This window comes from Spiroplasma ixodetis (assembly GCF_040369795.1).
GTDB lineage: Bacteria > Bacillota_I > Bacilli_A > Mycoplasmatales > VBWQ01 > Spiroplasma_E > Spiroplasma_E ixodetis_B.
In genome coordinates this window covers 224,327-245,617 of the sequence record NZ_AP028955.1, presented here as the reverse complement: position 1 = coordinate 245,617, position 21,291 = coordinate 224,327, and the positions used below count along the sequence as shown (strand labels likewise).

The following is a 21,291-nucleotide window of genomic DNA, read 5'->3' as shown; positions in this document are numbered from 1 at the left end:
ATTTCCTCCTTTAAATGGTTTAAAAAATTCGTGGATTTGAAACTCATAAAATAGTTACAATTGAATTATTGGGATTTTCTAAATAATGTTTTTCATTACCTTTAATATAAAATGCTTCATTAGCTACTGCTTTTAATCTCGTTGCACCATAATGAACAAATACTGTTCCACTTAATACATATCCAAAGATCTGACCTTGAAATGGCGGAATTTTATTTGAATTACCAAATGGTTTTAAAGTTAAAATTACTGGTTCTAATGTTAATTTTTGAGCATTAGGAATAATTCATTTTATTTGATAATCTTCTTCGTCACTAACAGTAACATCTTGTGATTTAAAAACTATTTTTTCTTTTACTTCACCAGCAAAAAAGGTTGATAATGGACAATCAAAAATATCTAAAATACTTTTTAGTGTTTCAATACTGGGTGAAGAAACATCATGCTCTAACTGACTAATAAATCCCTTTGATAAATCACAACGTTTCCCTAACTCTTCCATAGTTAAATTGTGTTTCAATCTTAAAGTTTTTAACTTTCTTCCAATTTTCATATTGATTATTTTCTCCTTTTGTTTATTTATACTAAACTTTAAGTTAAATAATACAAACAAAATTATATAATATTTTTTAAAAAAAACAATTATATATTTTATTTATTAAAAATAAAATAAATATAAAATTATTATTGTAAAAATGTGTAATAAAAAAAATAATTTTTTCATTTTTCTACTATAAAATTAAAATAAAATTTATTACTTTATTTTAAAAGACATATTCCGTAAATAAATTTTTTAAAAGTCAATTAATAATTTAAAATTTATTTTATAATTTCTTTATTAATAAATTAATAAGGTGTTGATAAAAATGAATTTTGAAAATTTAAAAAAATTAAAAAATGAACAATTTTATAGATATTTTGGTATAAAACGTTTTCATTTTGATGAAATGTTAACAAAATTAATTGAAATAGAAAATTTAAAAAAAACTAAAGGTAGAAAATATAAACTTTCAGTTGAAGAAAGATTGATGATGACTTTAGTATACTAGACATATTCCGTAAATAAATTTAATCAATTGTCAATAATAATATTTATAAATTTTTTAGTGTTAATAATTATAGAAGTTAATATTTTTAAAAAAATACTTTAAAAATAAATTTATATTTCAAACACAAAAATTGTTAATATTATTTTTATATTAACTTGATAAAAATTTAAATTTTTAAAAAAATATTTTTAATATTTTTTTATTTTAATGGTTTTGTTTTATTAAAAATTTCACAAAGTAAGTTAAATCTTAAGTACATAAGTCTAAATATACTTTTTCTACATTTATTTATTAAAATTTTGAATATTTTTAATCAAGCAAAAACATGTTCAACTTTAATTCTAATTTTTGAAATAATTTTATTGTAGATTTTTTCTTGTTTAGTTAATTTTTTATTTTTAGTTTTTTTAATTGGTAATATAGTATTTTTATAAATATTTTGTATTCCTTGATATCCCAAATCACCAATAATTATTGTTTTTTCTGAAAATTCAAGATTTGAATTTTTTAATATTTGAAAATCATGTACTTTTCCATTATCAGCAAAAATATCAACAATTTTTTTATTAAAAAAGTCATATATAATTTGAAATTTTATAGAAAACATTCAACTTTTACCAGAAAAATATTCTAACTGTAGTTTTTTTAGTTGGTCTTTCAATTTCAATTTCAGTTGAATCAATTAAATAAAATTGAAATTCATTTAAATCTTCTTGTTTTTTCTCAATTTTTGATTTATATTTTGTTTTTAAAAACTGATAATCTTTGTCATCACTAAGTTTATTTTCTACTCAAGTAATATTTCGAAAACAACTTGATGCACTCATTTTATATTTAATACTCATTTGGAAAAAGTATAATATTCTTTTCAGTATACTAAAGTCATCATCAATCTTTCTTCAACTGAAAGTTTATATTTTCTACCTTTAGTTTTTTTTAAATTTTCTATTTCAATTAATTTTGTTAACATTTCATCAAAATGAAAACGTTTTATACCAAAATATCTATAAAATTGTTCATTTTTTAATTTTTTTAAATTTTCAAAATTCATTTTTATCAACACCTTATTAATTTATTAATAAAGAAATTATAAAATAAATTTTAAATTATTAATTGACTTTTAAAAAATTTATTTACGGAATATGTCTACTGAAAAGAATATTATACTTTTTTCCAAATGAGTATTAAATATAAAATGAGTGCATCAAGTTGTTTTCGAAATATTACTTGAGTAGAAAATAAACTTAGTGATGACAAAGATTATCAGTTTTTAAAAACAAAATATAAATCAAAAATTGAGAAAAAACAAGAAGATTTAAATGAATTTCAATTTTATTTAATTGATTCAACTGAAATTGAAATTGAAAGACCAACTAAAAAAAACTACAGTTAGAATATTTTTCTGGTAAAAGTTGAATGTTTTCTATAAAATTTCAAATTATATATGACTTTTTAATAAAAAAATGTTGATATTTTTGCTGATAATGGAAAAGTACATGATTTTCAAATATTAAAAAATTCAAATCTTGAATTTTCAGAAAAACAATAATTATTGGTGATTTGGGATATCAAGGAATACAAAATATTTATAAAAATACTATATTACCAATTAAAAAACTAAAAATAAAAATTAACTAAACAAGAAAAAATCTACAATAAAATTATTTCAAAAATTAGAATTAAAGTTGAACATGTTTTTGCTTGATTAAAAAGATTCAAAATTTTAATAAATAAATGTAGAAAAAGTATATTTAGACTTATGTACTTAAGATTTAACTTACTTTGTGAAATTTTTAATAAAAAAAAACCATTAAAATAAAAAAATATTTTTAATATTTTTTTAAAAATTTAAATTTTTATCAAGTTAATATAAAAATAATATTAACAATTTTTGTGTTTGAAATATAAATTTATTTTTAAAGTATTTTTTTAAAAATATTAACTTCTATAATTATTAACACTAAAAAATTTATAAATATTATTATTGACAATTGATTAAATTTATTTACGGAATATGTCTAATGAAGATTTAGTATATATTGATGAATCTGGAATTGATGATAATGAATTTTATAAATATGCTTGATCTGAAAAAGGTAAAAGATTATTTGATAATAAATCCGCATATAAAATAAAAAGAATGAGTATAATTGTTTCACTAAATAAAGGTAAATTAAAAGCCCTATGAGCATTTGAAGGACATTGCAACAGTAAAATTTTTGAATCATATGTAAAAAATATACTAATTCCAGTATTAAAGCATGGACAAATTATAGTTTTAGATAATGCAACGTTTCATAAATCTAAATTAACACAACAATTAATTGAAAATGCTGGATGCAAACTATTATTTCTTCCACCATATTCTCCTAATTTAAATCCAATTGAACATTTTTGATTTGCTATAAAACATAATATAAGAAAAATATTACCAAATTATTGACCAAATATTAAAAAAGCTATTGATTTTATTTTTCAAGATATGAGTAAACATTACTTTAGTTAGCTATATTTATAACAGCTTGACCAACATCAGCTTGTAAATAAAATTGCATATTTCTTTCTATTTTTCCCTTCTTTAATAATTTCTCATTTCTCTAAAATCTAAGTATTTTGTAACTACTTATGTTTTATTATATAACTTTCAAATAAATAAAAAACTAATTTACCAAATTTTGAATATTGTGTATAGAATAATAAATTTGATAAATTAAAGTTGTAATATTTTTTTAAAGTTATAGACCCATTCTTTTCATAAGACATATTCCGTAAATAAATTTAATCAATTGTCAATAATAATATTTATAAATTTTTTAGTGTTAATAATTATAGAAGTTAATATTTTTAAAAAAATACTTTAAAAATAAATTTATATTTCAAACACAAAAATTGTTAATATTATTTTTATATTAACTTGATAAAAATTTAAATTTTTAAAAAAATATTAAAAATATTTTTTTATTTTAATGGTTTTGTTTTATTAAAAATTTCACAAAGTAAGTTAAATCTTAAGTACATAAGTCTAAATATACTTTTTCTACATTTATTTATTAAAATTTTGAATCTTTTTAATCAAGCAAAAACATGTTCAACTTTAATTCTAATTTTTGAAATAATTTTATTGTAGATTTTTTCTTGTTTAGTTAATTTTTTATTTTTAGTTTTTTAATTGGTAATATAGTATTTTTATAAATATTTTGTATTCCTTGATATCCCAAATCACCAATAATTATTGTTTTTTCTGAAAATTCAAGATTTGAATTTTTTAATATTTGAAAATCATGTACTTTTCCATTATCAGCAAAAATATCAACAATTTTTTTATTAAAAAAGTCATATATAATTTGAAATTTTATAGAAAACATTCAACTTTTACCAGAAAAATATTCTAACTGTAGTTTTTTTAGTTGGTCTTTCAATTTCAATTTCAGTTGAATCAATTAAATAAAATTGAAATTCATTTAAATATTCTTGTTTTTTCTCAATTTTTGATTTATATTTTGTTTTTAAAAACTGATAATCTTTGTCATCACTAAGTTTATTTTCTACTCAAGTAATATTTCGAAAACAACTTGATGCACTCATTTTATATTTAATACTCATTTGGAAAAAAGTATAATATTCTTTTCAGTATACTAAAGTCATCATCAATCTTTCTTCAACTGAAAGTTTATATTTTCTACCTTTAGTTTTTTTTAAATTTTCTATTTCAATTAATTTTGTTAACATTTCATCAAAATGAAAACGTTTTATACCAAAATATCTATAAAATTGTTCATTTTTTAATTTTTTTAAATTTTCAAAATTCATTTTTATCAACACCTTATTAATTTATTAATAAAGAAATTATAAAATAAATTTTAAATTATTAATTGACTTTTAAAAAATTTATTTACGGAATATGTCTATAGTTCTAGCTGGTGATTTTTCTCTATTATCCTCTTTTGGAATAAATCCATTTACTCTAGTTTCACTAACTTCTTTTTCTAACTCTTTTAGTTTATTTTTTCATTCTTGAAATTCTGATCATATTTCTTTTGTTTTTTCTTCGGATTCAATTCGATACTTTTCTTTTTTATTTTCAGCAAAAACATCTTTTATTTTTTTTATATGTTTAGGTTCTAAATATTTTGAAAATGCAATATTTTCTTGTCATTTTTCGTTTCATTGATTGATTGGCAATATTTTTTTGAAAATTTATTTCTTTTAAATTTTCGATTTAATTCTTTTTTTAAAATTTCAAAAGTTTTTGATTCATTTTTTTCTCTAGTTTGTATCAAACAGTGGATGGGTTACGCTTTATTAGGTGGCGTTTTTAACTTTAATCTATATAAATGACTAATTTTTGTTTGACTTTTTTTCTTTTTTCATAAATTTTCTCCATTCAAATTAATAATCTTATTTAATTTTATTATATGACCAAGTTCTCCATTAATAATTAATATTTTAACTATTAATAAATTCATTATTTAAATAGCATAGTTATTCGAAAATTATTATTTTTATTTATTTTATTGTTTTATTTAACATATCTTTTTATCTTCCTTTTCTCTAAAACTTTAATTTAATAAAAAGACTTTCATTTTATTTAAAAAACCAATATTAATACAATAATATATTAATATTGTTCATTTTTCCAGTTCAATTAATTACACGACACTATCTTAATTTTTAATTTGATATAATTATAAAAAGAGTAAGTATATTAAAAATAGATTGGGGTATTTTTATGATAGAGGAAATAAATTCTAGTTCAATGAAAGAACCAAAAATTTATCGTATTCGTCTATATAGCAAATTAACAATTCTTATTAATGGCCTTCTAATTACTACAAGTTTAATGATAGGTTGGGTTTTATGAGCAACTATTGGTCGAGATGCAGTTGATAACTATATTAAATGATTCAATAATCCACAACAGCCTAATTCTAATTTACAAATCAGTTTCAATATAATCAGTATTATTGTTTTCATATTTTCTGGTTTATCTTTTACATTAGTAGTCGTACCTTTTATTTTTTTAAAAACTAAAAATAGTGTATCAGCACTTTTTTGTTTAATAAGTTTTATTTTTTCAGCAATATTTGTTATCTTTCTTATTGTATTTTTTATTTTTAGATTTAAAACTTTTACTTTCTTAGCTAATAAAAAAGACGGCGAAATAATAAATACAACTGGTAACTTTCTAATAGCTTTTTTACCATTAATGTTGGCTGAGCTATTTGCAATACTTTTATTAATCCACAGTCTCTGATTAATTATTAATATTACCTCTAAATATAAATCAAATACACTATTAATGCCTGTTGCTAAACCAAAAGCAAAACAAGAAACAGTAATAGCAAAACAAGAAGTTGATGATAAGATAACGCTTCCTAACATCGTAACAATACCAGTATCTCAAAATAATGAAGAACAACAAATAGCAAACCAAGAAACTAACAATAGTGTTATTAAACAAGATCTAACACAAGAAAAAATAATTACTAATCCTTCAACAGCAACTGTCCATTATACTAATCATGAACTATCACAAACACCAACGCAAGGCGCTTATCATGCTGAAACTGTTTCACCAACACCAGGTACTCTTACTAATCTTAAATCCGAATCTATTACAAATGAAGAAGAAATAAATGATAATATCGAAAATGCAACAATATATTCAGAACCAACAGTTGAAAAAAAAAGTGTAGAAGATACAACAATATATTCAAAATCACCAACAACAGAAAGTAATATTAATACCGAAACTAATTACCAACCAAAAAATCAAGGTGGTTTTGATGTTAAAGACAGTAGTTATTATGAATCTGAAACATCTAATTTTAATGAACAAGCAACAACAATAACTGTTGAAGAAACACAACCAATAATAGAGAAAACAAACACAAAAAGAAAAAAAGAAACAATCGAAGTGCAAAAAGTTACTACTCACCATTGAACATTAGAACAAATTGAAACTGTTTGAGAAAAAGCAGAAATAATTGATGGTGTTAGTGATAAATTATATCGTAAAGATTATGGTGGTGCTTGAATGTTTCGTGATTCATTTACAACTGATTATAGCGCAGCAGATAACTTAGAAACTTACTCTTGAACTATTGTTCTACATCGTCCTACTAGTCAACAAGGAACAACTGAATTATATAATCTAGATCCAATGAATATTGTTAATGCAAAAAGCAAAGGTGAAAATTACCCTTATTGAAAAACTAAAATTTCTTCAAAAGGAAATAAAAATATTGCAAAAGAACAACATTGAAAAGCAAGAACATAAATATAATAGTAATTTAAAATAAATATAGTATCATTTATTTTTGAATACACAAACTACTATTGAGCATTTATATATAGAAATATAGCTAACTAAAGTAATGTTTACTCATATCTTGAAAAACAAAATCAATATTTTTGGTAATGTTTAGTAATCTGTGTAACTTACAAAAATAACTATTTTTAATTAATTCTAGTAAATAAAATTAAATAAATAGAAAGAGTGAGTTACTTATGTCTAAAAAAATATTAATAATAATGATACAATATAAAAAGCAGTAGATTTATTATTAGAAAATACTGAAGATTTAACAACAGTTTTTAAAGAGGGAGGTTTATATAAAGAATTAACAAAAAGATTAGTTGAAAAAATGTTGAATTCTGAAATGCAAAATTATTTAGGATATGAAAAAAATCAACATAATACTAGTGAAAATTCTCGTAATGGTATAAGTTCAAAAAAATTAATAACCCAACAAGGTAAAATTGAGATTAATGTACCACGAGATCGTAATAGTAATTTTAAGCCAGTAATAGTTGCAAAAAGACAAAGAAGATTTGATGGTTTTGATCAACAAGTTCTTTCGTTATATGCCAAAGGCATGACTTTATCAGATATTAAAATGCAGTTACAAGAGTTATATCATGGTGCTGATATTAGTGAAAGTGTTATTAGTCAAATTACTGATGATGTTATTGATGATGTTAAAGCATGACAAAATCAGCCATTATAAGGTGTTTATCCGATTGTTTATTTTGATTTTATAGTAGTTAAAGTACGACAAGATAAACTCATTATTAACAAATCAGTTTATATAGAACTAGGAGTTGATTTAGAAGGTAAAAAAGATATTTTAGGTTTATGAATTAGCGAAAATGAAGGTTCTAAGTTTTGATTATCTAATTTCACAGAAATGAAAAATCGAGGCTTAAATGATATTCTTATTGCTTGTAGTGACAATTTAACAGGAATGTCAGAAGCAATACAATTAGTTTATCCTAAAACCGAACATCAATTATGCATAGTTCATCAAATTAGAAATAGTTTAAAATATGTTTCATACAAACATAGAAAATCACTAGTTACAGATTTAAAACCAATTTATAGTGCATGTAGCGAAGAACAAGCAATGCAAGCTTTAGAATCTTTTGAAAGTAAATGAAATAAACAATATACTCAAATTGCTAAATCATGATATAAAAATTGAGATAATTTAATGGTTTTTATTAGTTATCCTGCAGAAATCAAAAGAGTGATTTATACAAAAAATGCTATCGAATCTGTTAATAGTCAATTACGAAAAGTTATTAGAAATAAAAAAGTTTTTCCAAATGATATGGCAGTTTTTAAAATATTTTACTTAGCAATTGAAAATATAACAAAAAAATGAACACTTCCCATTCAAAATTGAAATACAGCAATTTCTCATTTTATGATAAAATTTGAAGATATAATTAATCTAAACTAGTAACTTTGTAAAAAGATACACAGATTTTTAAAAAGCCTCATATTAAATTATGTTTATTCATAATTTTTTTAATTTTTCGTCTTGATAAATTAATTTTCTTTTCTTTTAGAACAACTTTTAATCTTCTTGTTCCATAAGCTTCTTTATTTTCTTTAAAAGCACTAATAAAAGCTTCATCATACATATTATTTTGAATTTTATCTTCTTTTTTCTTGAAATTAAAATAATATGTTGATTTAGAGATTTTTAAAAAACAACACATTGTACGAATTTTATATTTAACTTTATTTTTAGTAATAATTTCTATTTTCTGCATATTATTAGTGTTGATTGCTTTAAAATATCATTTTCCATTCTTAATTGTTTTAATTCTTTTCTTAATTTAATTAATTCATTTTCTTCAACAGAACGGTTATCTTTGGTTTTAAAACTACCTAAATTAGTAAATTGCTTAATTCAATTATAAGTAGCTGCTCTTGTAACATTGTACTCTTTAGCAAGACAAGACACTGACTTACCACTTTGATATAAAGCTACTATTTGTTTTTTAAATTCATCTGAATATGAGTTAATATTGGCCATAATTATAATTCCTTTCTTTTAACTAATTTGTTCACTTGTCTACGTAATTAGTGTCCAATAAAGTATAACCCATCCATATTTAAAAAATAAATTTAATAAAAATGATGTTTTAGATTTTCTTTATAAAGTTTTTAATAAAAGTAAAATTGAAAAAATATTTTTACAAAAAAGAATTTTGCATTAATTATATTTTTATTATTTTTTGTAATATTTGTATTTTTTTGTGTTTTTGTTATACTTTAACTGTGTAAATATTGTGTTTTAGTTTCAAGGAACACATTGTTTACTTTTTTTGTGTTTATATTTATTGAAATTTTTATTAAATATATCTAACTAAAGTAATGTTTACTCATATATTGAAAAACAAAATCAATAGCTTTTTTAATATTTGGTCAATAATTTGGTAATATTTTTCTTATATTATGTTTTATAGCAAATCAAAAATGAGGCTTTTTAAAAATCTGTTTATCTTTTTACAAAGTTACTAGTTTAGATTAATTCTATCTTCAAATTTTATCATAAAATGAGCAATTGCTGTATTTCAATTTTGAATGGGCATTGTTCATTTTTTTGTTATATTTTCAATTGCTAAGTAAAATATTTTAAAAACTGTCATATCATTTGGAAAAACTTTTTTATTTCTAATAACTTTTCGTAATTGACTATTAACAGATTCAATAGCATTTGTTGTATAAATCACTCTTTTGATTTCTGCAGGATAACTAATAAAAAACATTAAATTATCTCAATTTTTATATCATGATTTAGCAATTTGAGGATATTGTTTATTTCATTTACTTTCAAAAGATTCTAAAGCTTGCATTGCTTGTTCTTCACTACATGCACTATAAATTGGTTTTAAATCTGTAACTAGTGATTTTCTATGTTTGTATGAAACATATTTTAAACTATTTCTAATTTGATGAACTATGCATAATTGATGTTCGTTTTTAGGATAAACTGATTGTATTGCTTCTGACATTCCTGTTAAATTGTCACTACAAGCAATATCATTTAAGCCTCGATTTTTCATTTCTGTGAAATTAGATAATCAAAACTTAGAACCTTCATTTTCACTAATTCATAAACCTAAAATATCTTTTTTTACCTTCTAAATCAACTCCTAGTGCTATATAAACTGATTTGTTAATAATTCGTTTATCTTGTCGTACTTTAACTACTATACAATCAAAATAAACAATCGGATAAACACTTTCTAATGGCCGATTTTGTCATGCTTTAACATCATCAATAACATCATCAGTAATTTGACTAATAACACTTTCACTAACATCAGCACCATGATATAAATATTGTAACCGCATTCTAATATCTGATAAAGTCATGTCTTTGGCATATAATGAAAGAACTTGTTGATCAAAACCATCAAATCTTCTTTGTCTTTTTGCAACTATTACTGGCTCAAAATTACTATTACGATCTTGTGGTACATTAATCTCAATTTTACCTTGTTGAGTTATTAATTTTTTTGAACTTATACCATTACGAGCATTATCACTATTATTATGTTGATTTTTTTCATATCCTAAATAATTTTGCATTTCAGAATTCAACATTTTTTCAACTAATATTTTTGTTAATTCTTTATATAAACCTCCCTATTTAAAAACTGTTGTTAAATCTTCAGTATTTTCTAGTAATAAATCTACTGCTTTTGATATTGGATCATTATTATTAATATTTTGTTTTTTAGACATAAGTAACTCACTCTTTCTAGTTATTTAATTTTATTTACTAGAATTAATTAAACATAGTTATTTTTGTAAGTTACACAGATTACCAAACATTACCGATAAAATTTGAAGATAGAATTAATCTAAACTAGTAACTTTGTAAAAAGATACACAGATTTTTAAAAAGCCTCAATTTATTTACGGAATATGTCTAATATATAATAAATCTTCATTAATTATTTTAGCTATTTCTTTTAAAAAATCTTCTTGTTTATTTTTATCTCTTTGTTCATATAGAAAAGTTTTTTTATATGTATAATTTAGTTTTTTGAAATAGTTATAAACTGTTTCTTTAGTCATATCACCAAATTTTTCAATCACTTTTTGAACTGTAACATCTTTATTTAGTGCAAAATAATTTTTTAATTCATCTAAATCCTTTATTTTGTGGCTATGTTCTTTTTGATAATTCAAAATTGGTTTTATATGCCCAGTTTCTTTTTTTCTTTTTCTTCATAAGAATAAAGTCTTTCTAGTAATATTGAACACTTTACAAATTTCTTTAATTTTCATGTTTTTACTTTCGTAGGCTTCTATTACTTTTCTTCGTAATTATTCACTGTATGGTTTTGGCATAATTTAATCTTCCTAATCTATTTTAAATATTGCTGAATTGTACTTTTAAATTCAAAAACTGTTTAAATTACATATTATTATTTTACATTATTTATGAGTAAACATTACTTTAGTTAGAGATATCTTTCACATGTAGGTTTTAAAAAAACCAGCAACAAACTAATTGTGAAAGTATTGAAAAAAGTAGATGAGAAAAATTTTTTATGATTTGCATTGAAACACATTTCTACTGGTTGTTGTCTATTTACGGATTATTGGAAGGGATATGGAAGTTTCAAAAACTTATATCACAAACATGAAATCGTAAATTATGAAGTTGGGTATGTGTCATCAACAGGTGTAAACACAAACCAGATTGAATCTGCATGAAAACACATCCGACGAACTTTCCGAACACACATAAAAGTTTCAAAACACAATATTCGTTTATATGCAAAAGAAACTGCATATAAATTCAATAAGATACCTAGTTTTGAAACTATAATTTTGTGTTTGATTTAGATACATGTGGGGATAATTTCCTAGATAGGCTTTTATCTACATTTATGTGATAAAATTTAAAAATAGTACATAAAGGGATAAAAGCCAATAATTATTATAAGTAAATCTTAATTTAAGTCTATAATTGAAAAAATGAATATACAATAAAAATAAAAAAAGATAATTTGATTAATTAAACTATCTTTTATTTATTGATTAGTGTATTTAATTTTAGATTAAAATATTAATTAGTAAAAATATAGTCTAATTGTATATCTCAATTATCGTGATTAATTATATAAGGAATTTTTTGAATAGCAAAACCAAGTCCTATTTTACTAAAGTTCAATTTATTTTTAGATAAATAACGGTCGTAAAAACCTTTACCATAACCAATACGGTAATAATCTTTATCAAAGGCAATCAATGGTACTAGCATACAATCAATTTGACTTCCTATAACTTTTTGACAATTTAAACTTGGTTGTCCAATTTTAAAATCATTATCAAATACGATATCGTTTCAACTATTAATAAAGTAAAATTCCAAATGTTCGCCATTCATTCTTGGTAAACAAACTTGTTTTAGATTTTTTCATAATAATTCAATAATTTCTTTAGTTTCTACTTCATATGGTAAGTAATTATAAAGAGCAAATACATTATTTTGTTTAAAATAATGTGATTCATTAAATTTATTGAAAATAATTTTATTTCACTTTTGATAATTAGTTTTAGAAACATTTTTTAATTTTTTTAAATAAATGGTTCTTAAACTAATTTTATCCTTAATTTCCATTTCCATTTTTTTCACATTCTTTCTCAATTATTTTATTAATACCATTAATACCAATAAGAGCACATTTAATTCGATTACGCTGTCTTGGTACATTTTTAAAAGCAATCATATTTTCAATTATTTTATCATTAAATTGCTTTTCTGATAACATTGCTTGATAATTAATAATAATTTCTTTTATTTGTGATATTGTTTTGCCTTCAATTAAAATACAAAAAAGATCGGTTGCTGCAGTTGAAATAGCGCACCCAATTCCAGTAAAGCGTACGCTATTAATAACTTTATTTTTAATAGAAATTTCAACATGAAAATTATCAACACATGATTCATTGTTTTGATGATATGTCAAACTATTTGGCAAATTTTTAAAACCTTTATTTTTTGGATTACTATAGTGTTCAACAATTAGTTTGCGATAATAGTCTTGATTGTTATTAAAAGAATTCATTTAAAAAATCTCCTCCTTCATTAATCCCTTTTTTTAAAGCTATTAATAATAAGTCAATATCTTTTTTACAATTATATATGTAAAAACTAAGACGAATTGTTACTTCGTTGTTAATTATATTAGGTAATAATTTAGCACAATAAGTTCCACTGCGTACGCATATATTTTGTGTTCCTAAAAAATTAGCAACATCTTGTGCAAATACTTTTTTAATATTAAATATTATGTTACTACTATTGCCATCAATATTATAAATTTCAATATTATTTCCTAAATGCGCTGTTAATTGTTCAATTGCGTATTTTTTTAGTAAAATTTCATGATTTCTAATATTTTCAATACCAATGTTTAATAAATACTTAATAGCTGCACCCAGTCCAAATACACCTGCAATATTTTGTGTTCCACCTTCAAAACGATAAGGACTATCTAATAAGTTAAATTTACCATTTTCATAAATATCACCATTCATGCCCCCGCCCAATATTAGTGGATCTAGCATATTTAATCATTCGTTTTTTCCTCAAAAGACACCGATTCCAGTTGGACCAAAAACTTTATGACCAGAAAATCCAAAAAAATCAATATTTCAATTTTTAACATCAGTTTTTATATGTCCTATTGATTGTGCACCATCTATTATTACTAAAATATTTTTAAAAATTCAATTATCACTTTTAACATTTTTTTTACCATATTCTTTAATAAAATTAGTTAATGTTTCAGTATCATTTTCTATTGCTAAAGAATTATTAATATTTGCAAAAGCAACTATTCTAGTTTTAGGTGTTAAAACTTTTTTTAAACTTTCAACGGTAATGACTCCTTGTTTATTTGTTTCAATAAATTTTATTTTAATTTTTTTAGTTTGTATCAAACGATAAAATGGTAAGAGTAATGAGCCATGTTCTAAAGTGGTTAATAAAATTTCATCATTTTCTTGTAAATATTTTTCTAAACCAAAAGCAATTTGATTATAAGCAAAAGTTGCTGAAGGATAAAAAACTATTTCGTTTTCGTTACTATTAATAAATTTACTAATTGTTTTTCTAGTATCTTCAAATATATCATTTCCCTTAACAGCAAGTTTATAATCTTGACTATGTGGATTAATACAATATTTTTTATAATAATCGCTAACAGCGTCAATAACTATTTGTGGTTTTAGTGAAGAAGCGGCTGTATCTAAATAAACTAAATCAGGATTATTTTTAAAAAAGGGGAAATCAGTTTTAAAGGTATTATCATTAATGTTTATTTTTTTATTCATATTTACTCCTATATCATTACACCAAATATAATATACTTATACTAATGATTATACACTTAATTTTATGCTAATTTTCTTAAAATTAAAAAATGAATAAAATATTATTTGTGCACTATAAAGTAATAATATTTAAAAAAATTAATATTTTAAATTTTTTAAAATAAATAATTGGTAATTAGTTATTTCGTTTTAAAATTAATTAGAAAAAACTATCCCTTAAATATAAATTTTATGTTAAGATATCTTAGTAAAATAAATTAAAAAATCTTTTTTTGCTATAGATTTAATTAAAAGGAGTGAATAAAGTGCGCAATATTCTTGCCTTAGTTGCAGCTTTCACGTTATCATCAACATCAACTATGTCTATTATAGCTTGTAATAATTCAAATGAAAGAGGCACAACTAATGTTTTCGACTGAAATAGTTCTTTTATAGATACAAGTACTACGACTGACACCTTTTTTAATTACTTATTAAATAATCCCAATAGTGGATGAGGTAAAACATTATATACTGATATTAATCAATATATTAATCTTTCAATTTTAAAAAATACTCCAAAATATAAATATGATTATCTTGCTGCTTTGAGAGCAGCTCAATCTGAAATGGAAAATAAAATAAAATCATTACAAGCAAAATATGGTCGTTCATGAGAAAAACAATGAAAGAAAGTATTGGGCGATAATGATGTTAATACTTACATTGATAATATTTTAAAAAAGAGTGCTTTAGGTATTATTCAACGTAGTTATGTTACTAGTAATTATAAGGATTATAAATACTACAATCAAAATGAAATTAATATTTGATTAAAGGATTTATGAGAACAAGTAAAGAGTGAAAACAATCCAAATGGTACTTATGATAATGTACAAGAATACATTAATGGTAAAACAGGTAGTATCGTTGCTGGTAAATATTATAGCAAAATTTGAATTGTTGCTAATGCTAATAATTCAGAATCAGATGCTATTGCAAAATTAAACCATAATGTCAAAATTGCTAAAACATGAACTGGTGTTAATATTAGTCTTCCTGTTGTAAAAACTAGTGATGATAAGAATGATAGTAATTATGAAACAGATTCATACAATACTATTGATGGCTTATTAAGTGATAATCAATCTAAAATAGCTAAAGTAATGTTAAGAAATCAAGAATTAATTTGAACTCGTCAAATTGTTATTCCTTTTGACTCTACTGCTAAACCTTTACAAGAAAAGATTAATGCTTATCAGTTTTCTCAAAATAAAACTAAAATTAATGAAATTTTAAACAATATTAGAACCAATGGTTTCGATCAAACATTCACTGAAGAAAAAGGTGCCGCTACTACTGATGTTAGTAAAACTGGTGATTTGGGATTAATGGATATTACTAAATCTTCACAAGAGAATAGTCCTTTTTATTATTACTTATATCGTTATGTAACTAGTGCTGAAGGTGTTGGTAAAAATGTTGATGGTATTCAACCATATAAATTAACACAATTTACTTCACCAACTGACAAGGAAAAGGGTTTAGAGGACTTAATTCCTTATATAGACCGTGATAGTATTAAAGATAAAGGTAAAGATGGTACTAGTCAATATAATGATTTAGTTTATATGAAAGATAAAAAAGGACCGCAACTTCCTGATGCTGCAGTTAATAATGGACCTGGAGTTGGTATTTTTATTGATACTGGTGGTATTCATTTTATTCAAACGCCAGGTATCACATATCAACAGCAAGATAAACCTAAAAGCGATGAATTAACTTATAATATAATTAAAACATTTAAAAATCATAGAAAAGATACTTATCAGTGAAAAGACTTAGCACCATTATCTGAGCGTCCAGATGGATTATCTGATTCTCCTTATCTTGATTATTTACAAACTGATTTTTTACTACAAAAATATACTCCAAATACAACTCCTACTTTTAATTTAAATGATACATTAACAGCCTTTACTGGAGGTACTGGTAGCCTTGGTGATGCAACTTGATGAGATTATAATTTATACTTTAATAATAACTCAAGTTTAATTCATTGAAATTTACAGGATATATTTGGTTCAAGTCCTCTTGATCCAACTGATAATAAAATTAATGATTTTGTTGAAAAAATGAAAAGTTGATTTGATAAAACTAAAGAAAATCGTTGAAATAATAGACAAGGTATTAATATTAATGCAACATTTAAGGATAATATTATAAAAACTAATAATACATGAGATGGCTTTACACAAGATGCACCAGTTGCTCGTATGGATATTAATATTGCTAATTATCTAGATGTTGTTGGGAAACGAACATTATGATGATATGATCCAAGTATCATTAGTTCTTAGACGGGAGGTATAAAAAATGAAAAACATAAAAAAGATTTTACCATTATTAACTTCAGTTACTCTTTTATCTGGCCCTGTATTATTATTAGTTGCTTGTGATAATGAACGTGATATGAGTAATTTACCTAGTGGTAAAATTCCTGATGATTATAAAAATCGTGTATTATTTAATTTTTTAGGAGTAAACTTTAATGAAACGATTTCTGCTCAGTTTAAGAATACTTATTCACAAGGTCTTGATTTTATTTTAAAAGATGTTGAAGGAACAATTGCTCAGCAAAAATTTTATGAATTTTTTCATAAGAAACTTCATTATAGCGAAAACACAAAAAATGCAGATGGTACTACTACAATGGGAGAAGCCAATAAAGCTTTTATAAAACTTAAAGATGATTTAGGATTAAGTTTATTAACTCAAAAGTACTTAAGTGGTATTAATACAGCTAATTCACTAGATAAAGTATCAGCAGCAGATAATAATGAGTTATTATTTCAAAATCAAAGTTGACATCAGGATGGTACAAGTAAATTTAATTATCAAAATGTAGAATTTTATAAAGAAAAAAATAAAGATACTGATAAAGTTAATGATCCTGATCAAATATTTACTCCTGATAGTTTATATAAAGATTATGGTGATAAAGATGCTGCTTTTGATGAACAATTAGCTGCCATTGCTAAACATCCAGATGACAATTATAGTAATGAAATTGGTAAATTATTACCAAATGATGCTAAAAAATGAAATAGTAGTGCTGGCATTAATAAAACACAAAAAGGTCTTTCTGGCGCTGATATTCCAACTTATTCAAAATATTTAAAACGTTTCCAATGATGATTACGTTTTCGTTATCAACAATATTATCAATATGAAATTTTACCAGCATTAAATCAAACTTTATTTACAATGTCTTATATTTTAGATAATATTGTTGATATTAAAGATAATGAAGCAGGTAAACCTATAATTTCAACCCAAACAAATAACCTTTACATAAGTCAATTACAAGATACTACTGGTTGACAAAAGAGTAACTATAATGTAAATTGAAACCTTACTACTGATTTAGCAAATGCGCAAAGCATTGATCAAAAATGAAATAGTAGTCCTTCTGAACCTCCAAAGTGAGAGTCAATTGTTAAAGATGGTGATCCAACAAAAAACGAAGGAAAAACTTTAAATTCTGATTTTTTTACTCAATTAACAAGTGGTAATGCCTCAACTATTAGTGAAATTGATCCTAATTTTGGCGCTAATGGTTTCTTAAGCACTGCTACTACTACCCAAGAAGCTGCAAGTTGAGTAACTAATGGCGGATTACATTACACTACGAATAATAATATTGCTACATTTACTTATTCTGCTCCTATTTATTTCCTAAACCTTTTACAAAATTTAGATTTTAGTTTTTTAAATAATAAAAACAAAGGCTGAGTTCCAGAAATTAGTAATTTAATTCATTCATGAAACAATAGTGGTAACGCTAGTCTTGAGACAGATTTCTCTAAGTATATAAGGGGTGATGCTAACGAAAGCACTATTACCCAAGAAACAAAGTGAAATATATTTTGACAAATGTTATATTCTATATCTGCTAGTGATTCCGCAACTAAAGATTCACCAGTAGCTGAAAACTTTAAAATCGCTGCTCAAAATTTATTTCCAACATATATTCCAAAAAATAATATATATGAAGAAGGATTTTGAAATAAGGTAAAAGAGTTTTATCCATAATAATACTTAATATTTTAAGTTATACTTATAAAGTAAGTTGAGGTGAAATATATGACAAATAAAGCATGCATTTTTTGTACAATTATTAAAGATAAAAATAACTTAATTTTTGAAGATACAAATACAGCGGCATTCATGGATATCAATCCCGTAACTAAAGGACACATTCTAGTAATTCCAAAGCAACATTTTGAAACTTTTATTGATACTACACCTAAAATAGTGAGTGATGTTAGTATCACAAATCATAAAATTGCTAATTTGCTAATAAAAACTATTCCCGAAATTAAAGGATTTAATATTTTAACTAATAATGGTAGCGAAGCATTTCAAGAAGTATTTCATTATCATGTTCATATCATTCCAAAATATATTCGTGAAAAAGGGTTTTTAATTAATAGGACAAAAGAAAATGTTACAATTGATGATATTAATAATCTTAAAAAAATACTAAAATCACAATTAACGTAAAAAATATTTAAGGAGGGAAAAAATGAAAAGTCTTAAGTTATTAACTTTACCTAAAATATTAATGTTAATTGGCGCTGTATGAATTATTGTTTTTAGTTTATTGTATGCAGCGGGAGTTATAACTTATAGTTTCTATGGCTGAAATGAAAATGGAACTACATTAGTTGTAATAGGTATTATTTATATTCTAATACCATTTTCAGTTAAACCTGGATTATGATCAAGACTATGAGCACTATTTATATCATTTCTTTCAGTTATAATAGTTATCGGTTTATTTGTTGGCAAAGATGTAGATTATAAGTCAACATGAACTTATATTAATGCTTTACCACATATTATCATGGCGTTCGGCTCTATTTTATGACTTATTTACTATTAAATATAGCTAACTAAAGTAATGTTTACTTATAAATAATGTAAAATAATAATATGTAATTTAAACATTTTTTGAATTTAAAAGTACAATTCAGCAATATTTAAAATAGATTAGGAAGATTAAATTATGCCAAAACCATACAGTGAAGACTTACGAAAAAAAATAATAGAAGCCTATGAAAGTAAAAACATGAAAATTAAAGAAATTTGTAAAGTGTTCAATATTACTAGAAAGACTTTATTCTTATGAAGAAAAAGAAAAAAAGAAACTGGTCATATAAAACCAATTTTGAATTATCAAAAATGACATAGCCACAAAATAAAGGATTTAGATGAATTAAAAAATTATTTAGCGCAAAATAAAGATGTTACAGTTCAAAAAGTGATTGAAAAATTTGGTGATATGACTAAAGAAACAGTTTATAACTATTTCAAAAAACTAAATTATTCATATAAAAAAAACTTTTTTATCTCTTTATTCATATAAAAAACTTTTTTATTTCTTTATTCATATAAAAAAACTTTTTTATATGAATAAAGAAATAAAAATAAACAAGAAGATTTTTTAAAAGAAATAGCTAAAATAATGAATGAAGATTTAGTATATATTGATGAATCTGGAATTGCTGATAATGAATTTTATAAATATGGTTGATCTGAAAAAGGTAAAAGATTATTTGATAATAAACCAGCATATAAAATAAAAAGAATGATTATAATTGGTTCACTAAATAAAGTTAAATTAAAAGCCCTATGAGCATTTGAAGGACATTGCAACAGTAAAATTTTTGAATCATATGTAAAAAATATACTAATTCCAGTATTAAAGCGTGGACAAATTATAGTTTTAGATAATGCAACGTTTCATAAATCTAAATTAACACAACAATTAATTGAAAATGCTGGATGCAAACTATTATTTCTTCCACCATATTCTCCTAATTTAAATCCAATTGAACATTTTTGATTTGCTATAAAACATAATATAAGAAAAATATTACCAAATTATTGACCAAATATTAAAAAAGCTATTGATTTTTTTCAAGATATGAGTAAACATTACTTTAGTTAGCTATAAGTCATAAAATAATTATTAATAACTTATAATTTTGGTTGAAAATAGTATTAAACCAATTTTTAATAAATAATTAATAATATTTTTGGATTTTATTTTCAACATAAATAATAAGAAAAAAATATTATAATAGTTATTATTATCAAATTTTATAAAAATTATTAATTGATGAGTGGCATAACTATCTTTTTGCTTTCATCAAAAAAGCTTTTTTTATTAATGATGCTATAATTTTAAGCATTAATAAAAAAAGATAAAGGAGATTGAGATATGAAAAAAAGAAAAGTATTACATTGTTCAAGTTGTAATAAAGAACTTAATGGTAATGATTTAGCTTCAAACTCAAAAACAGCAAGAAAAATTATGAAATGCCCAGAGTTTGCTAATCAATAATTTTTGATTATTAATAAATTTTATATTATTATCAATAGCCCTTATCAACTAATTTTAAAAATTTTTACTGATTGTTTTAGAAATCTAAAACAATTTTCATCTTAATTGTTAATAAAACAAATTATAAATAAAAACAATACTAGTCTATATCTATTGATATCAAAGGCAAGAATATAAAAGACATATTCCGTAAATAA

The 21,291-nt window shown here is 22.7% G+C and carries 25 protein-coding genes and 2 pseudogenes; 13 read left to right on the top strand and 14 right to left on the bottom strand.

Annotation, left to right across the window (positions count from 1 at the left end):
• Positions 1-19: 19 nt before the first annotated feature.
• The gene (locus ABWV63_RS01710; RefSeq protein WP_353306564.1) at positions 20-553 is read right to left on the bottom strand and encodes an XRE family transcriptional regulator; all 534 of its coding nucleotides are present in this window, start codon (positions 551-553) and stop codon (positions 20-22) included.
• 313 nt (positions 554-866) lie between these two features.
• Between ABWV63_RS01710 and ABWV63_RS01705 the strand changes: the two genes are divergently transcribed.
• On the top strand, positions 867-1,049 hold the full coding sequence (locus tag ABWV63_RS01705) for a hypothetical protein (protein ID WP_353306563.1): 183 nt from the start codon (positions 867-869) through the stop codon (positions 1,047-1,049).
• A gap of 199 nt (positions 1,050-1,248) precedes the next feature.
• Here ABWV63_RS01705 and ABWV63_RS01700 read toward each other — a convergent pair whose 3' ends face one another.
• The 3 genes from ABWV63_RS01700 to ABWV63_RS01690 are packed head-to-tail and all read right to left on the bottom strand — an operon-like array spanning position 1,249 to position 2,100.
• Positions 1,249-1,656: a transposase family protein gene (locus ABWV63_RS01700; protein WP_353306562.1), complete on the bottom strand. Its 408-nt coding sequence runs from the start codon at positions 1,654-1,656 to the stop codon at positions 1,249-1,251.
• Between the two features lie 7 nt (positions 1,657-1,663).
• Entirely contained in the window at positions 1,664-1,894 is a 231-nt protein-coding gene (locus tag ABWV63_RS01695; RefSeq protein ID WP_353305844.1) for a hypothetical protein, read from the bottom strand.
• A complete protein-coding gene (locus tag ABWV63_RS01690) occupies positions 1,837-2,100 on the bottom strand; it encodes a hypothetical protein (RefSeq protein ID WP_353305542.1) in 264 nt (87 codons plus the stop codon). The genes ABWV63_RS01695 and ABWV63_RS01690 overlap by 58 nt, the downstream gene beginning before the upstream one ends.
• Before the next feature lie 126 nt (positions 2,101-2,226).
• On the opposite strand from ABWV63_RS01690, the gene ABWV63_RS01685 reads away from it, so the two are divergent.
• Positions 2,227-2,442: a hypothetical protein gene (locus tag ABWV63_RS01685; protein ID WP_353305932.1), complete on the top strand. Its 216-nt coding sequence runs from the start codon at positions 2,227-2,229 to the stop codon at positions 2,440-2,442.
• A gap of 621 nt (positions 2,443-3,063) precedes the next feature.
• A complete protein-coding gene (locus ABWV63_RS01680) occupies positions 3,064-3,555 on the top strand; it encodes an IS630 family transposase (RefSeq protein ID WP_353306561.1) in 492 nt (163 codons plus the stop codon).
• A gap of 637 nt (positions 3,556-4,192) precedes the next feature.
• On the opposite strand, the gene ABWV63_RS01675 is transcribed toward ABWV63_RS01680, so the two are convergent.
• The 3 genes from ABWV63_RS01675 to ABWV63_RS01665 all read right to left on the bottom strand — a co-directional run bounded on the left by ABWV63_RS01675 (position 4,193) and on the right by ABWV63_RS01665 (position 5,231).
• The gene (locus ABWV63_RS01675; protein WP_353305571.1) at positions 4,193-4,414 is read right to left on the bottom strand and encodes a transposase; all 222 of its coding nucleotides are present in this window, start codon (positions 4,412-4,414) and stop codon (positions 4,193-4,195) included.
• Positions 4,415-4,421: 7 nt separating this feature from the next.
• On the bottom strand, positions 4,422-4,859 hold the full coding sequence (locus ABWV63_RS01670; RefSeq protein ID WP_353306560.1) for a transposase family protein: 438 nt from the start codon (positions 4,857-4,859) through the stop codon (positions 4,422-4,424).
• 78 nt (positions 4,860-4,937) lie between these two features.
• Positions 4,938-5,231: a hypothetical protein gene (locus ABWV63_RS01665; RefSeq protein WP_353306559.1), complete on the bottom strand. Its 294-nt coding sequence runs from the start codon at positions 5,229-5,231 to the stop codon at positions 4,938-4,940.
• A 574-nt stretch (positions 5,232-5,805) separates the two neighbouring features.
• Here ABWV63_RS01665 and ABWV63_RS01660 point away from each other — a divergent pair.
• Together ABWV63_RS01660 and ABWV63_RS01655 are read left to right on the top strand one after the other, a co-directional pair.
• Entirely contained in the window at positions 5,806-7,329 is a 1,524-nt protein-coding gene (locus tag ABWV63_RS01660; RefSeq protein WP_353306558.1) for a hypothetical protein, read from the top strand.
• A gap of 280 nt (positions 7,330-7,609) precedes the next feature.
• A pseudogene (locus ABWV63_RS01655) lies at positions 7,610-8,794 on the top strand (IS256 family transposase).
• Here ABWV63_RS01655 and ABWV63_RS01650 read toward each other — a convergent pair.
• The 4 genes and pseudogenes from ABWV63_RS01650 to ABWV63_RS01635 form a co-directional block, all read right to left on the bottom strand.
• Positions 8,781-9,110 carry an IS3 family transposase gene (locus ABWV63_RS01650; protein WP_353306557.1) on the bottom strand — a complete coding sequence of 110 codons (330 nt, stop codon included), beginning with the start codon at positions 9,108-9,110 and terminating at the stop codon, positions 8,781-8,783. The pseudogene ABWV63_RS01655 and the gene ABWV63_RS01650 sit on opposite strands and share 14 nt — an antisense overlap.
• On the bottom strand, positions 9,098-9,376 hold the full coding sequence (locus ABWV63_RS01645) for a transposase (RefSeq protein WP_353306556.1): 279 nt from the start codon (positions 9,374-9,376) through the stop codon (positions 9,098-9,100). Before ABWV63_RS01645 ends, ABWV63_RS01650 begins: the two co-directional genes overlap by 13 nt.
• Before the next feature lie 484 nt (positions 9,377-9,860).
• Positions 9,861-11,094, bottom strand: a pseudogene (locus ABWV63_RS01640) (IS256 family transposase).
• Between the two features lie 174 nt (positions 11,095-11,268).
• Positions 11,269-11,643: an IS630 transposase-related protein gene (locus ABWV63_RS01635; RefSeq protein ID WP_353306555.1), complete on the bottom strand. Its 375-nt coding sequence runs from the start codon at positions 11,641-11,643 to the stop codon at positions 11,269-11,271.
• A 237-nt stretch (positions 11,644-11,880) separates the two neighbouring features.
• On the opposite strand from ABWV63_RS01635, the gene ABWV63_RS01630 reads away from it, so the two are divergent.
• Positions 11,881-12,207, top strand: a complete 327-nt coding sequence (locus ABWV63_RS01630) for a transposase (protein ID WP_353306554.1) — start codon at positions 11,881-11,883, stop codon at positions 12,205-12,207.
• A gap of 223 nt (positions 12,208-12,430) precedes the next feature.
• Here the strand turns inward: ABWV63_RS01630 and ABWV63_RS01625 are convergent, their stop codons facing one another.
• From ABWV63_RS01625 to ABWV63_RS01615, 3 genes are read right to left on the bottom strand one after another with little or no spacing between them, the layout of a single operon-like run.
• Positions 12,431-12,991, bottom strand: coding sequence for a 5-formyltetrahydrofolate cyclo-ligase (locus ABWV63_RS01625; RefSeq protein ID WP_353306553.1), 561 nt, complete (start codon positions 12,989-12,991; stop codon positions 12,431-12,433).
• Positions 12,975-13,433 (bottom strand): Fe-S cluster assembly sulfur transfer protein SufU, encoded by a 459-nt coding sequence (gene sufU / locus ABWV63_RS01620; protein ID WP_353306552.1) that lies wholly within the window; start codon positions 13,431-13,433, stop codon positions 12,975-12,977. Before sufU ends, ABWV63_RS01625 begins: the two co-directional genes overlap by 17 nt.
• Positions 13,420-14,703, bottom strand: a complete 1,284-nt coding sequence (locus ABWV63_RS01615) for an aminotransferase class V-fold PLP-dependent enzyme (protein WP_353306551.1) — start codon at positions 14,701-14,703, stop codon at positions 13,420-13,422. Before ABWV63_RS01615 ends, sufU begins: the two co-directional genes overlap by 14 nt.
• Before the next feature lie 305 nt (positions 14,704-15,008).
• On the opposite strand from ABWV63_RS01615, the gene ABWV63_RS01610 reads away from it, so the two are divergent.
• The 7 genes from ABWV63_RS01610 to ABWV63_RS01580 all read left to right on the top strand — a co-directional run bounded on the left by ABWV63_RS01610 (position 15,009) and on the right by ABWV63_RS01580 (position 21,094).
• Positions 15,009-17,042, top strand: coding sequence for a hypothetical protein (locus ABWV63_RS01610; protein WP_353306550.1), 2,034 nt, complete (start codon positions 15,009-15,011; stop codon positions 17,040-17,042).
• A 16-nt stretch (positions 17,043-17,058) separates the two neighbouring features.
• Positions 17,059-18,777 carry a hypothetical protein gene (locus ABWV63_RS01605; protein ID WP_353306549.1) on the top strand — a complete coding sequence of 573 codons (1,719 nt, stop codon included), beginning with the start codon at positions 17,059-17,061 and terminating at the stop codon, positions 18,775-18,777.
• 51 nt (positions 18,778-18,828) lie between these two features.
• On the top strand, positions 18,829-19,248 hold the full coding sequence (locus ABWV63_RS01600) for an HIT domain-containing protein (protein WP_353306548.1): 420 nt from the start codon (positions 18,829-18,831) through the stop codon (positions 19,246-19,248).
• A gap of 22 nt (positions 19,249-19,270) precedes the next feature.
• Entirely contained in the window at positions 19,271-19,630 is a 360-nt protein-coding gene (locus tag ABWV63_RS01595) for a hypothetical protein (RefSeq protein WP_353306547.1), read from the top strand.
• A 123-nt stretch (positions 19,631-19,753) separates the two neighbouring features.
• Positions 19,754-20,113, top strand: coding sequence for an IS630 transposase-related protein (locus tag ABWV63_RS01590; protein ID WP_353306546.1), 360 nt, complete (start codon positions 19,754-19,756; stop codon positions 20,111-20,113).
• A 99-nt stretch (positions 20,114-20,212) separates the two neighbouring features.
• Positions 20,213-20,698 carry an IS630 family transposase gene (locus tag ABWV63_RS01585; protein WP_353306545.1) on the top strand — a complete coding sequence of 162 codons (486 nt, stop codon included), beginning with the start codon at positions 20,213-20,215 and terminating at the stop codon, positions 20,696-20,698.
• A gap of 273 nt (positions 20,699-20,971) precedes the next feature.
• Complete coding sequence (locus ABWV63_RS01580; RefSeq protein WP_353306544.1) at positions 20,972-21,094, top strand: hypothetical protein; 123 nt, start codon at positions 20,972-20,974, stop codon at positions 21,092-21,094.
• Positions 21,095-21,291 lie beyond the last annotated feature (197 nt).